The sequence below is a fragment of the Phormidesmis priestleyi BC1401 genome, from assembly GCF_001650195.1.
GTDB classification, from domain to species: Bacteria; Cyanobacteriota; Cyanobacteriia; order Leptolyngbyales; family Leptolyngbyaceae; genus Phormidesmis_A; species Phormidesmis_A priestleyi_B.
On record NZ_LXYR01000004.1, the window covers coordinates 83829 to 97029 of the forward strand.

Annotated in this window: 15 protein-coding genes; 5 read left to right on the top strand and 10 right to left on the bottom strand. The window is 50.9% G+C overall.

Annotated features, from left to right (window positions below):
- Nucleotides 1–88: 88 nt before the first annotated feature.
- The 4 genes from tsaE to A8707_RS03770 all read right to left on the bottom strand — a co-directional run bounded on the left by tsaE (nucleotide 89) and on the right by A8707_RS03770 (nucleotide 3609).
- Complete coding sequence (gene tsaE / locus A8707_RS03755) at nucleotides 89–550, bottom strand: tRNA (adenosine(37)-N6)-threonylcarbamoyltransferase complex ATPase subunit type 1 TsaE (RefSeq protein WP_068815252.1); 462 nt, start codon at nucleotides 548–550, stop codon at nucleotides 89–91.
- Nucleotides 547–2973 carry a tetratricopeptide repeat protein gene (locus tag A8707_RS03760; protein WP_068815254.1) on the bottom strand — a complete coding sequence of 809 codons (2427 nt, stop codon included), beginning with the start codon at nucleotides 2971–2973 and terminating at the stop codon, nucleotides 547–549. The genes tsaE and A8707_RS03760 overlap by 4 nt, the downstream gene beginning before the upstream one ends.
- 118 nt (nucleotides 2974–3091) lie before the next feature.
- Nucleotides 3092–3394 carry a cytotoxic translational repressor of toxin-antitoxin stability system gene (locus tag A8707_RS03765; RefSeq protein ID WP_197484604.1) on the bottom strand — a complete coding sequence of 101 codons (303 nt, stop codon included), beginning with the start codon at nucleotides 3392–3394 and terminating at the stop codon, nucleotides 3092–3094.
- A complete protein-coding gene (locus tag A8707_RS03770) occupies nucleotides 3391–3609 on the bottom strand; it encodes a hypothetical protein (protein WP_068815258.1) in 219 nt (72 codons plus the stop codon). The genes A8707_RS03765 and A8707_RS03770 overlap by 4 nt, the downstream gene beginning before the upstream one ends.
- A 174-nt stretch (nucleotides 3610–3783) precedes the next feature.
- Here A8707_RS03770 and A8707_RS03775 point away from each other — a divergent pair, with 174 nt between their 5' ends.
- Together A8707_RS03775 and A8707_RS03780 are read left to right on the top strand one after the other, a co-directional pair.
- The gene (locus tag A8707_RS03775; protein WP_068815260.1) at nucleotides 3784–5097 is read left to right on the top strand and encodes a branched-chain amino acid ABC transporter permease; all 1314 of its coding nucleotides are present in this window, start codon (nucleotides 3784–3786) and stop codon (nucleotides 5095–5097) included.
- Nucleotides 5098–5181: 84 nt separating this feature from the next.
- Nucleotides 5182–5619, top strand: coding sequence for a fasciclin domain-containing protein (locus A8707_RS03780; RefSeq protein WP_068815261.1), 438 nt, complete (start codon nucleotides 5182–5184; stop codon nucleotides 5617–5619).
- 225 nt (nucleotides 5620–5844) lie between these two features.
- Here A8707_RS03780 and A8707_RS03785 read toward each other — a convergent pair whose 3' ends face one another.
- The 3 genes from A8707_RS03785 to A8707_RS03795 all read right to left on the bottom strand — a co-directional run bounded on the left by A8707_RS03785 (nucleotide 5845) and on the right by A8707_RS03795 (nucleotide 8994).
- Complete coding sequence (locus tag A8707_RS03785) at nucleotides 5845–6918, bottom strand: LOG family protein (protein ID WP_068815263.1); 1074 nt, start codon at nucleotides 6916–6918, stop codon at nucleotides 5845–5847.
- Between the two features lie 229 nt (nucleotides 6919–7147).
- Nucleotides 7148–7537 carry a thioredoxin gene (gene trxA / locus A8707_RS03790; RefSeq protein ID WP_414858389.1) on the bottom strand — a complete coding sequence of 130 codons (390 nt, stop codon included), beginning with the start codon at nucleotides 7535–7537 and terminating at the stop codon, nucleotides 7148–7150.
- A 293-nt stretch (nucleotides 7538–7830) separates the two neighbouring features.
- Nucleotides 7831–8994 carry a GuaB3 family IMP dehydrogenase-related protein gene (locus A8707_RS03795; RefSeq protein WP_068815267.1) on the bottom strand — a complete coding sequence of 388 codons (1164 nt, stop codon included), beginning with the start codon at nucleotides 8992–8994 and terminating at the stop codon, nucleotides 7831–7833.
- Between the two features lie 174 nt (nucleotides 8995–9168).
- Between A8707_RS03795 and sufU the strand changes: the two genes are divergently transcribed.
- Nucleotides 9169–9639, top strand: coding sequence for a Fe-S cluster assembly sulfur transfer protein SufU (gene sufU, locus A8707_RS03800; protein ID WP_068815269.1), 471 nt, complete (start codon nucleotides 9169–9171; stop codon nucleotides 9637–9639).
- A gap of 45 nt (nucleotides 9640–9684) precedes the next feature.
- A complete protein-coding gene (locus A8707_RS03805) occupies nucleotides 9685–10203 on the top strand; it encodes a Ycf51 family protein (RefSeq protein ID WP_068815273.1) in 519 nt (172 codons plus the stop codon).
- On the opposite strand, the gene A8707_RS03810 is transcribed toward A8707_RS03805, so the two are convergent.
- The 3 genes from A8707_RS03810 to A8707_RS03820 form a co-directional block, all read right to left on the bottom strand.
- On the bottom strand, nucleotides 10200–10805 hold the full coding sequence (locus A8707_RS03810) for an L-threonylcarbamoyladenylate synthase (RefSeq protein WP_068815275.1): 606 nt from the start codon (nucleotides 10803–10805) through the stop codon (nucleotides 10200–10202). The two genes, A8707_RS03805 and A8707_RS03810, sit on opposite strands and share 4 nt — an antisense overlap.
- Before the next feature lie 295 nt (nucleotides 10806–11100).
- Nucleotides 11101–11730, bottom strand: coding sequence for a precorrin-8X methylmutase (locus A8707_RS03815; protein ID WP_068815276.1), 630 nt, complete (start codon nucleotides 11728–11730; stop codon nucleotides 11101–11103).
- 70 nt (nucleotides 11731–11800) lie between these two features.
- Complete coding sequence (locus A8707_RS03820) at nucleotides 11801–12430, bottom strand: vWA domain-containing protein (RefSeq protein WP_068815277.1); 630 nt, start codon at nucleotides 12428–12430, stop codon at nucleotides 11801–11803.
- Nucleotides 12431–12629: 199 nt separating this feature from the next.
- On the opposite strand from A8707_RS03820, the gene A8707_RS03825 reads away from it, so the two are divergent.
- Complete coding sequence (locus tag A8707_RS03825) at nucleotides 12630–13199, top strand: DUF3172 domain-containing protein (protein WP_068815279.1); 570 nt, start codon at nucleotides 12630–12632, stop codon at nucleotides 13197–13199.
- The last annotated feature ends 2 nt before the right edge of the window (nucleotides 13200–13201 follow it).

Genomic DNA, 13201 nt, shown 5'->3' on the forward strand with positions numbered 1-13201 from the left:
GAGAACCAGGGCTGGAGTGTAAGGAAGACCTACTTTACGGCGAGTTGTGCCTGTGCGCGAGGCGGCGTGACTTCGTTTTTAGAGATGCCTAAAGTACAAAGATGACCGACTCTAGGGCAAAGTCACCCGCAGAACTGAGGGTGACTTGACGACCGGAATCACGATCGTACTCCAGTCGAATTTCTAAATAGTTCTGTGGTTTGTAAGACAGCCGCTCTGCCCACTCGATCGCGACGATTCCGAGTTCGACCTCGACTCCTTCCCAGTAAATTTCTGGATAGAGACTGGCGGTTTCAGATAAGTTGAGACGATAAAGATCGAAGTGATAAAGCGGGATGCGTCCGCCTAAATATTCGTTGATCAGCGTGAAGGTCGGACTCTCGATCGAGTCCTGAATGCCCAATCCATCACCCATTCCCTGCACGAGGGTGGTCTTCCCACTGCCCAAGTCACCTTCGAGCAACAGCACACTGCCAGCCGCGAGCGTTTGCCCTAGCTGAATGCCTAACTTGCGAGTTGCCGTTGCAGTGGGAAGACGGAATGACTTCATTCTGGTTTTGATTTTCGGTGGGCTAACAGAAACTGGGCTTCGGCGGCGCGATCGCTATTGGGATATCGCTGCACGAGTTGTTGAAGATAGCGAGGCTGATCACTTAAAAAATAGCTCGAAAACAGCAGATCATCGGCATAAGAACTGTTGGGAAATCTCACCTGTAACTCGGTCAAGATACCGTCAATTCGGGTTTGGTAAGCAGAGCCGATGTCGGGAGAAGACTCACCCGTATAGGAATCAACTTTCTGTTTACCGATCGGAACGCCTGCCGGAGGATGAATACGTGCGGTTTCACCTAGATCGTGATTTTCCCACTGCCAGAGCAGCGTCATTGCCACCATATAGAGCGTTTTCTCTCGCAGTTGGGGCGGCGTTTTAGAGTCATCCAATAATTGCTGGTAAAGCGATAACGCGACTGCGTTTTGACTGGCGCTTTGATAAGCTTGGCGCACGGCTGACTCGCCTCGTTTTGAGAGGTCACAGACCCACCAAAAGCGGCAATCCCAGCGATCGTCTGCCTCGACTGGATAGCGCTGACTCGTGCTGTAGCTGGTTGGCAAGTAATAGGTTCTAGAGCCGTCCCAGATTGGCAGATAGCCGTTTTTCCAGCCGCCTTCTCCTGCCCAATTAGATGCTAGCTGATAGCGAGAGTCGGGAGTATTTTGGGTTTTCAACGTTAGAAGCTGCTGCCAGCGCTGACGCTGTTCGATAAGCATGGCTTGCATTTGTTGCTGAACGTCTGCGGTTTTGTCACCCGTCCACCACGACCAGCCCGCTTTGTAATAACGCTCTAAAATTTTGGCAGGCATTGCCGTCAAATTCAAATTCTCAGAGGTTTGCAGCGCTTTGGCATAGTCTTGCGATCGTGCCGCTTTTACCGCCACCGCATAGCGCAACAGTGGCGCGATCGCTTGATAATTTGGCTCCTGCGACAACGTCTGAATTTGATTGGCAGAGAGTCCGACATCTAGCAGAGTTCTGACGTGAGGATAGGCGAGATAGAGGGCATCACGATCGCCGATATCGCTCGTCATCATCGTTAACCAAAGGCGCATCGCTCCCATGATATCGCCCTGATCTTGCAGGCTGTGCGCCAGCAGATAAGTTGCATCATCTGCCCCCGGATGATCGGGATAGCGACTCAGCCACTGCTGCCAATCTCGGACTCGATCGGCGGCAGATTTTTTGGCGTTGCGATCGAGCAGTTTTTGACTCCGATCCGCACCCCCAAAGTAGGATCGCCCGGTTAAATTTCCATACTCGCGGCACGCTTGAATGAATTTGGACTGCGGATATTTTTTCGCCATGCCGACCAGCAGATAGTAAGCGTGAGAACCTCGATCGGCATCGTCTCCGCCAAAGCCATAAAACACACTGCGCGTCAGACTATAGAGCGGACGCGAATTACCATTGAGGATTTGTTGCAGCAGCGTTGAGCCTTGCGGATCGTTGTGGCGATCGAGTTCAGCGATCGCCCACATCCGATCAGGGGACTGCACGTCCGTTGCTAGCGATTTAAATAATGCCTTGGCGATCGGTGAAATCTGACCTGCTTTAACGGCTCCTAAACGGTTGACCAATAAATACTCGCGCGATGCAGCCGGAAGAGCCTGATAATCAGCGATCGCTGCCTGAATCTGATTCTGATTCGGTTGGGCAATTTGTTCAAACTTTGTCCATTGAGACACGTTAGGAACTGGTTTGTCTGGATTTCCTCGCGACGGAAAAACTTTGTCGTATCCCAAGAGATTGACTAAAAAATCAAAATTGAACTGATTATAGAAAGTCGGAGAATTTTCTGGCTCTAGATTCTGTTTAGCGAGTTGAATCAGCCGCGATCGCACCTGCGGATCATCCAGTCCAAATTCTCGCTCCCAGGCTTTTGGGTCGTCTGATGCGTCGCCTGACTCTAGCAGCAGGGTGTCTAGTTTGCCCGTGAGCAGATAAAAGTCAGGAGTAGCCGATCGCCGCTGTACCTGTTTGGTCAGCCAAAGCGTCGTGTAAGGCTTGCCCAAACTGCGAATTCCGGTCATTCCATACGCTTGTCGAACAGCATCGCGAGACCGTGCATAATACTCCAGTAAAGGATAAGCCTTTGCGCCATACTGCTTCCAAACTGGGTTGGTGAGCTTGCTGTCTCCCCATTTGACCTCCAGTAAATCTTGACGGACGGCTTGCAAAATCGGCTGCCACTGCGGGTCAAATCGCAGCCGATCGCGCATCACGTCATCGACTTCAACCTGAGTCAACCTGACCGGAGACAGCCCTTCTGCCTGTTTTGCTGCCTCTTGGGGCGACGGTATTTTTTCGTTAGGAGCCGCCACTAATTTTGTAACGGGCAAATCTGCCGACACTAAGACCAACACGCCCAGCGTCACCCCAGCTTGACCCAACCATTTCCAATAATTTTGACTAGCCATACTGAGCCTCCTCTACACCTATCTTGAGAGAATCAGGAGAGATTCCACAGAGTCCAGAAAATTGTTACAGAAGTTTTCTGCGTTTGAGGAAGAAATACCAGATTTTTTGCTGGTGTTTCTAAATACTTGGCTTCGGTAAAATTCGCAAAAATTTAATAATCTGTCCTGTGATCTCAATGCTGATTAAATAAGTTTCGATCGTAAAGCGGTAGAGAATTCCACTAGAGCCGAGGGTTTGAAATTCGTGTAGGTCATGAAGCTGGCTAGTTTGAAAAAACTCACCAAAGACAAATTGCTGAACTCGCTGAAAGGCAGACGATTCTAAACTTTTGAGGTCTAACAAAAAGGTGCGATCGTAGCGAACTTCGAGCCGCGATGCGAGGAACAGCCCTCCCATTGAGCCGGATCTGTGCGTCTTCATAAAGTGCGTGAGGAGGATTGGATCAGAGGCAGCAAGCGCAGAGCGTCTTCACGAGTCAACGTGTCTCCGGGGCGGTGCGTGTGCTGAGATGCTTCCACCGCCTTCAGCATATAGAGGTCGTGATAGAGCGTTTCTAGATCTGACCAAAGGCTTTCTAGCTCCTGGTCAGAGAGCGTGTCAATGAGATGATGGGCACGGCTGCGAAACAGATTCATGCAGGAGGTCTCCTGAAGCCGCGATCGGCAAGTCTGACAGCTTGAGAGTGCCCAACTGTTGAAAGAATATCGCAGCCAAAAAAGATTGCAAGCGTTGCAACGGTTACGGATTGTCCTCCTCGTTGCGGTACGATTTCAGTGATTTCTCAATTCTCTCGTTGCGGTTGCTTTTCTATGGTTGGTTATCTCGTCTCGCTGATCGTGTTCACGGCAGTTTATGCTCTGTTCAGTTTGGGGCTAAATCTGCACTGGGGCTTCACCGGGTTAATCAATTTTGGGCACGCGGCATTTCTGGCGCTCGGAGCCTACACCACGGTGCTGCTAAGTCTGGCGGGGGTGCCGATGATCTTTGCGGTGCTGATTGGGGGAGCGGTGGCGGCAGTGCTGGGCTTGTTGATTGGCTTTTCGACACTGCGATTGCGAGAAGATTATTTGGCGATCGTCACGATCGGGGTGTCTGAAGTCGTCCGTTTAGTCGCGCTGAATGAGGAATGGCTGACTCGTGGCTCGTTTGGCGTACAGGGCTATTCGCTGCCTCTCGCAGGTCTGACTCGACCGACTATTCTGACTCGATGGGGCATGATTGCAGTCATCACTGTGATTGCAGGTTTAGCATTGCGAAGTCTGTGGAAATGGGCACAGCGGCAAACAAAGCGTGTGGAGCGATCGCTGCTTGCCAAAAATGCTCTGATTCTGGGCGCTTATTCTGCCTCTCTGGCGCTCTTTTTATACGGCATCAGTGCTGTTTTTCATGGGCTAAAAGTCGCAAACGCTCTACCCGCCTGGCTGCAAGGACTCCTGCTAGTCGGCTCGCTAGCGGCGATCGGCTGGCTCTATCAGTGGATTGCTCGTCGCCTGTTGCCCAAACTGCCTGCCTGGGAGGCGGGTGCGGTTTTGCTGTCTACGATCGTGCTCTCAGTTTTCGGATTTTGTCTCTACGTCGTGAGCGCGATCGCGCTTTACAACTACAGTGAGAATCCGGCTCGAAATGGGCTGATGTTTCTATCCGTGATTGTGTTAGCAGTGACGTTTTGGGCGTTAGAACGATTAGTCCGATCGCCCTGGGGACGAGTGCTGAAAGCGATTCGAGAAGATGAACAGGTTGCCAAAGCGTTGGGCAAGAACGTCTTCGCCTATAAGCTGCAATCGTTTATGCTCGGCGGGTTTATTGCCGGAATTGCGGGGGCGTTTCTCGCGTGGCAGCTCAGCACAATCTATCCCAGAAGCTTCGAGACAGATATCACGTTTAACGCCTGGACGATCGTCGTGTTGGGCGGCGCGGGGAGCAATGGCGGAACATTGTTAGGGGCGGCGATTTTTTGGGGATACACAACGCTGACTCGATCGCTCGATCAATTCGTGCCTTTGGCGGCTGATCAGATTGGAGCGCTGCGAATTATGCTAATCGGGCTGCTGCTGATCTTGCTAATGATGTGGCGACCCCAAGGAATTTTGGGCAATAAAGACGAGCTGACATTAGGGCGATAAAGACACCTTCACTCCTTTGAAGGATGAAATTAAAGCCATCTGCTTCTATTCCTAGATAGAGAAGAATCGCGCAAGGATTTTATAATGGCAAACCTTTTAGAAACGGCTGCAAAAGCAGGATCATTCAAAACGCTGTTAGCTGCTGTTGAGAAATCAGGATTGAAAGAGATCCTGGAATCCCCCGGACCCTACACCATTCTGGCACCGACGGATGAGGCGTTTGAAAATATGCCAGAAGAGTTACGGCACAACGTAATAGATGACCCTGAAAAATTTAAGCGAGTCGTGGCTTACCATATTTTGTTTGGAGATGTCCGATCGGATGATCTCGCTCAAATCACTGAAGCCCCTAGCTTTGAAGGGTCAATTATCGCAGTTGAGCACTCAGATGGCGGCGTTAAAGTCAACGATGCCTCGGTCACTCAAATGGATATTCTGACCGATAACGGCGTGATCCACGTCATTGATGCGGTGTTGGTGCCTGTACTGGTAGAAGCAGAACATGGCGAATTTAACCCTTGAGGACTTGTTATGCCCCTTCTCGCCCTCACCCTAGCCCTCTCCCTAAGGAGAGGGAACCAGAGTTCTAGCTCCCTTCTCCTTGGGGATTAGGGCAAGTTTTACAGGTTATTTAATTCACGATCGCTAAGGAAACAGCGTCCTAGCCGATCGGACTTTGCTCAACCCTTGACTCTCCTCTAGTGAGTTAAGCAAAGTCGAAATCCACGAACCACACAGTGAGGGATGCTATTTTCGCTCTGGGTGCGCCGAAACTTCTTGTGAGGTCGGCGTTCCCAACTGGTTAACCGTCGCGATAAAGCGATAGAGCCGACCCGAATCTTTCTGATTAAAATTCAGCACCAATCGAGGAAACTCAGAGGTTTCGTCCTGAGCTTCTTGAGGAAGTGCCTGACTTTTCTCGATCGTCCCTTTCACCAAAATATCGGCAAAGTTCTCGTTTAGCAGCGCAACACTTTCATCGGTCAAGTCAGACTTTAGGCGCACCACCAACTGCTCACCCACATAGCGGCTAGAGTGATAGACCCGATAAAAGCTAGAGATCGCCTCACGCGCGACATCTAAGTCTTCGGTGATCGTGTATAGACTCGGATCGTCGGAGCTAATCAGCCCCCGCTTCAGCAATTGCTTATCCACATACTCTGCCCAGTCGTGCCAATAGCTGCCACCCGGCTTATCAATCAACACCAGCGGCACAGGAGCAGATTTGCCCGTCTGCGTCAGCGTCAAGCATTCAAAGGCTTCATCCTGAGTGCCAAACCCGCCTGGGAACAGCGCTAAGGCATCACTCTCTCTCAGAAAGAAAACTTTGCGCGTGAAAAAATACTTAAACGGAATCAGTTTGGGGTCGCCTTCAATAAACGGATTTGCACCCTGCTCGAAGGGAAGCTGAATGTTTAGCCCAAAGGATTGATCTGCCCCGGCTCCCTCATTTCCAGCCTGCATGATGCCGCCCCCCGCCCCAGTAATCACCATATAGCCCTGAGCCGTGACGCAGCGCGCAAACTCCCGCGCCATCTGATACTCCTCGGTGTCGGGTGAAATTCGAGCAGAGCCAAAAATGGCAACTTTGCGGACGTGCCGATAGGGATAAAACGTGCTAAAAGCCCGTTCCATGTCTTGCAGAGAGGCGTTGAGAATCTTCCAATCGAGTCGATCGATGTCGTCTCCCGACAGTCGCACAATCAACGCCAGCGCTTGAGCAATCAACTCCCCGTGTCGTAAGTTGGGCAACTGCTGAAATAAATCGTTAACCGTTGTCTGAAGCGACTCGATTGCCTGATCTGTGCGATCGGATGCCATAACACTTTTCCAAACTGGGCTATCTATTCTACTAGGATCTTGGAGCAGAAAAGGCTTATAGAGACAATAAAAAACGCCTCTGTGCACCAAGGCTGAGGCGTTATCAGCATACTACCCACAATTCACACAAACCCACCCCGGTTCTCTTAGGCGTATACAGCCAGAACCCAACAACAGTAAAGGTGGCGATTCGCTTCGCGAGGCGAAGAACTAACGGGGTGAATTGGGCTTAGAGATGCTTTTCGAGTGTGTTCGAGAGGGTTGTCTTAGGCACGGCTCCCACAACCATATCGACGCGTTGCCCTCCTTTAAAGATCATCAGCGTAGGAATACTGCGAATCCCATACTTGCTTGCGACACCGGGGTTGTCATCGGTGTTGACCTTGACGACCTTAACTTTTCCTTCAAACTGAGACGCGATTTCATCGACAACGGGTGCCACCATTCGGCAGGGACCACACCAAGGTGCCCAAAAATCGACCAAAACCGGAACTTCGCTCTCAAGTACTTCTTGATCAAATGTAGAATCTGTAACTTGTGCAGCTGCTGACATGCCTGAAAATCCTTGCCTATACTCGTTCGACGAAATTCTACCATAGCAAAAACAGCAAACTCTCATCGCAGTGCATACATAATTAGATACAATCCGCGCTTCCTTTTAGGAGTGGGCGTTTTCGCCGATATAAGTTTGCGGTTAAGTGTCGCGTTTTGTAATGAATAGGCAGCTTGAACGTTAGAACCTTTAAAAAGGAACCGCCTAAACCGAAGTTCAGGCGGAGTGTGGTGTGAGGAGTGAACGGAAACTTTCGTCTCCGCTTCATCTATTGTAGACGACGGATCTGGAATTACCAGAGGGTGCTAGAAGACTAAAAAACTCTTAAGAACTCATTCTAGCTTGTAGCAATTCAGACTCTATTTGCCCATTCCTAACTGTTGAGCTTTCTGGTAGACCTTGCCCTCTGTCAGCAGCGAGGGAGCAATCACGACTTCGACTTGCTGCATCTCTTTGATGTCTTTTGCGCCAAGAGTGCCCATGCTGGTTTGCAGGGAACCTAAGAAATTGTGGGTGCCGTCATCAAGCTGAGCCGGACCGCGCAAAATTTGTCGTAGGGTACCTGTCGTTCCAACCCGAATGCGAGTGCCTCTAGGCAGAACAGGGCTAGGTGTTGCCATGCCCCAGTGAAAGCCGCGTCCGGGAGCTTCTTGCGCTCTGGCAAACGGAGAGCCAATCATTACACCATCGGCTCCGCAGGCAATGCACTTGCAGATGTCTCCGCCCGTGATCAAGCCGCCGTCGGCGATGACAGGGACATAATTTCCAGTTTCGCGATGATAGTCGTCACGAGCGGCGGCACAGTCGGCGATCGCGGTTGCCTGGGGCACTCCCACACCCAAAACCCCGCGAGACGTACACGCCGCCCCCGGACCGATGCCGACTAGCACCCCAGCCGCGCCTGCTTTCATGAGATTCAAGGCGACTTCGTAGGTGACGCAGTTTCCTAAAATCACCGGAATCGGCATTTCTTGACAGAATTGAGCGAGATCTAACGGTGTGATCGAGTCGGGTGCGAGGTGAGCCGTCGAGACGACCGTGGCTTGGACAAAAAACAGATCGGCTCCCGCTTTAGCGACGACTTGACCAAACTGAATGGCTCCTGCGGGAGTTGCGCTCACCGCTGCAATTCCGCCTTGTTGCTTGATTTCTTTGACTCGCCGCTCAATCAGTTCAGGCTTGATCGGCTCCTGATAGAGTCGCTGCATCAGCGTCACAAAATCATCTTTTCCGACCGCAGCGATTTCATCCAAAATGGGGTCAGGGTTTTCGTAGCGAGTTTGCACGCCTTCGAGGTTAAGAACGCCCAGCGCGCCTAGCTCTGACAGCAAGACTGCCATCTTCACATCGACCACGCCATCCATTGCACTGGCGATAATCGGAATTTCGCGCTCAATGCCACCGATCGTCCAGCGCGTATCTGCTAATTTTGGATCGAGGGTTCGCTGTCCGGGAGCGAGTGCAATTTCGTCAATGCCGTATGCTCGGCGAGCGGTTTTGCCTCTGCCAATTTGAATATCCACGCTTCATCTCCCAAGACTATTTGGAATAGGGTATCAAATTTGAATCGGCAATGGGTCTAAGAGATTTTGAGAGAAGACTTCAAACGAATAGTGAGACGGTAATCTCGCACTCTCGATCGCTGGAGACACTGATAGGATAAAGATAGGTAAGAAAAGCCGTAACGACTTCAAATTATGACTCTGGCAAATCTGCGCGACCTTTATCAACAGGTCATTTTAGAACGATACAAAAAGCCAAAACATCGAGGCGTAACTGCCCCTGTGCATCGCCTGCAACGAGGGCACAACCCTTCATGCGGTGACACGATCGAGCTAACCGTGCAGCTTAACGAGGCGGGCGATCGCATTGAAGATGTCAAGTTTGAGGGCGAAGGATGCGCGATCGCGATGGCATCGGCTGATTTAATGGCAGAGGCAATGCGCGGCAAAAGCACCGACGAAGCGTTAGAAATGGTGCAGCGTTTTCAAAGCATGATGCAGGGCAATGCAGAATTTCCTACTGAGCAGCGAAAGCTGAATGTCATGCAGGGCGTATCCCAGTTCCCAGTTCGCATCAAATGTGCGACGCTAACCTGGCATACTCTAAAAGCGGCGCTCGAATCGTCAAACGAGCCGCAGCCCGTTGGATTTGTCAGCAACGAATAATCCCAAAGGGCGCGCAAGCACTTCTATTCACCCCTTACTTTCACCATGTTTGAACCTGCACAGCTTTTAACCGATGCCCAATGGTCAGGAATCTTGACGATCGTGGTAGGAATTCTAGCGGTGCTGGGGTTTGTCTTAAAGTGGGGATTTCGCTTTCGGTTAGTGGGAATCACTGGATTCATGGCGGTTCTGACAACGGGGATTTTTGCCCTCAGTTTGGCGATCTACACCCGTCCAAACGTGCCTGGTGCGCTCCACTATTCTCGGATTTTTGACACGGCTTCATCTCAAGTTGTGATTGTGGTGCCTCCGACGGTGACAGAGCCACAGGTCGAGGCTACGCTGCGTCAGGCAGCGATCGACCTTTATTCATCGGGTCGCATGAGTCAGGGAGAACCTCTGCTGACCATTCGTTTAAGAACCAATGTGCATCCAGAACCGGGTGTGTCTGAGCCACTCTATCTCGGCGAAATCCAGCGATCGCTTGCCGTTCGCGAAGATGCAGACGCGACGATCAAAATCTACCGCGAAAACTTTGCCAGACTGCCTCAACCTGTTGCCTAGCCTGATAGTTCGATCGCGCCTTGACGAAGAACTGTCCATCCGTGAGCACTCCACTTCACCACAGTAGAAGGCATCCCAGAACCCGCCCGATCGCCAAATCCTAAGCGACTAATCTCAGAGGGAAGCAGAGTCAGCACCTCTGGAAATTCGGCTGCGATCGCTGACATCGTTTGTAGGGCAGGTTGTCCTGATCGATTGGCGCTAGTGGTGGCTAAAGCGCCTGTCTCGGTCAAAATTGCCCGCGCGATCGGGTGATTGGGAACTCGGACTCCGATCGTAGTAGGGTCATTGGGATTCATCGCTGAAGGGACTCGATCGCTAGCCGGAAGCACGAGAGTCAACGCTCCTGGTAAATAACGCTCAGCCAACTGCTGCCAAATTTGCCGCTCTGTCTCAGTGCCCGTAACATATTGCCACAAGTCAGAGATTTCTGCTGCCATCAAAATAAGAGGCTTGTCTAAGCTGCGCTGCTTGGTGGTGAAGATCAGGTCGGCTCGATCGGGTCTAGCTGCCAACGCGGGAACGGTATCGGTCGGAAAACTGGCTAATTGCTGACCAGAGCGAACGCCGTTAATTAAAGCTTGAAGAGAGACTTGAGACATTTGGACGGGTAAGAGGGGAAACCTCGATCGAGATTACACTGGATGGGCTTCGCTAGTGGGTTTAGGGCGATCGTTTTGTGAGCCGAAGAGTTTATTTTCACAGAACTTATGCACACTAACCTCAAGAGATTTTGGCGTTGCTGAATGCAGCTATGAAATGCCCTCCTCACGAAGTGGGGCAAGCCCTCGCCAACCCTTCTTCTTGAGGAGAAGGGAGCCAGAACTCTCCATTAGGGAGAGGGCTAGGGTGAGGGTAAAATCTGTGCTTCATGATCGATTCAGCAACGCCAAAATCTCATCCGACCCCGTTGCTTTCACGTCCATAAGCTTGCCAAGCGAGATCAACTAAACCTGTCACGATCGCTGCTGCCACAACCGCGCTTCCCTTGCGTCCTTCAGTGCGAATGTGAGGAATCAGTGAATCATTTAGGCGGGCTTTTATGACCTCAACATCGATAAATCCTGCGGGGGTGCCGATGACTAGAGCGGGCTTGATTTCTTCGGCTTCAATGAGTTCTACTAGAATAGAGAGCGCGGTTTGAGACTGACCGACCACGAAAATTCCTTCAGGATAGCGTCTTGCCAGAGTTTCGATGCCCCAAGCAGCGCGAGTCTTTTCTTTTTGGGGGCGGGTAATCGCCTCCATGCTGCAATAGATCGGGTTTGAGAAGGTCGCTTGAATATTGGTCGTGATGCCCACTTGCACCATCGGCACATCGACCACGATCGTCGTCCGGGCTGCTAATGCTGCCGCGCCTGACTGCAACGCTAACTCTGAAAATCGAATCAAAGATTTATACTCAAAGTCTGCGGTCGAGTAAATCACACGACGGACGATCTCATATTCGGCGGGTGAGAAGCCGTGGTCGCCAATTTCACGATCGATAATCGCGAGACTTTGGGCATCTGATGAGTGCCACTCCATAAGCTTTTAAGTCGGTAGTTGCAATGTCCGGTTTCACCTTCAGCTTATCAGGTTGTGGGAGGTTCGGCGTTTAGTCATTGAGCACGTCGAGCAGAAACCCAGTCAGCGAGTCTGGGGTGACTTGTCCAAAAACTTGAGTGTGCACAATGTCAAATTTGGCACCTGCTGACTTGAGGTTTTCATCTAACGCGTTGAGAAAGCCTCTAGCGATAAAGTCGTCTCCAAGCTGAAGAAAGCCGATGCCGAGTTCGTGGTCTTGGTCAAGTTTTTCGGTTGTGCGGATCAGAAGTTTGGCGATCGCCATGCGATCTTGTGGTTCTCCATCAATCAACACGAGAATCATTTCCCCGTTGGGCTTAGTTTGAGCGGATGCTTTACGCACGAAATAGTCATCTAGCGCTATTTGCAGCACGTTGAGCAGATTGAGCGCGTCTGGCGGATAGTGAGCATCAAAAATCGCAGTGATTTGACTGGGCAACACCTGCTTATATTGTTTGAATAAGTCTGATTCGTCTCGGCACGAAATATAAACCGTGATGCCGTCAGGGTCAAATGTCTCGCACGTTTGAGCCAGAGAGATGATTGCGTCGTGGGCAGCTAACCAGCGCTGCTCATATCCAGGAGGCGTTTTGGCGAGGTTGGCGGCAGTTTTGGCAACGACGATCGTATAATCGCGGTTTTGTAAGAGCGCTTCAGACATAGAAAAATAATCGCGCCTGCGTAGAATAACCCAAGGGTGCATCTAGGATAAACGATCGCTGCCCCTCTCAAACCAATTTAACTTCTGAACGTGCCGGGTGAACCCACTTCAGGTCAATTGTCAACGAGCATCGAGATTCGTCATACTGTATTACAGAAGGGCACGCCCCGTCGGTAGTTTCTCAATCCGCCAAGCCACTATGAAACGTAGAACCAAAAACGATTCCTACAACTATGAAAGAGATGACGACGCTTACACTCCTCCCGACAAGGGCAAGCAGAGTAAGCCAAAAACGCCGTTTAACTACACCTCTCTTTTCATCATTGCGGGCATTTTTATTCTCGGCATTGGCGTAGGCATTGGGTTTAGCTCCACCGCTTCGACTAACGACTCGAATGTGGTTAGCAATGTGCAGATTGACGCAAAAGCCCCCAACCCAGAGATTTGTATTCAAAACGGGGCAAGCGCGATCGCATTAGAAACCCGCTTTTTTGTGACGCTCAATCCCTTCAAAGTCTATGTTGCCCAAGCTAGCACTCAACCTGGGTGCGTGTTGCGAAGCGCCAACTGGCAGATATTAGAGCAGCGCAATCTGATTACTCCTGATCAAACGCGTGAATGTCGCCAACGAATGAACACGTTTGGATATGTCGGCGCGTTAGAAAGCAATCCTAAAATCGATTGTGTCTATCAGAGCGACAACGCCAAAAATCTCTTTCTAACTACCCCTGGATCGGGAGCGACTGCGCCAGAAAACGAAAAATTCTAGAG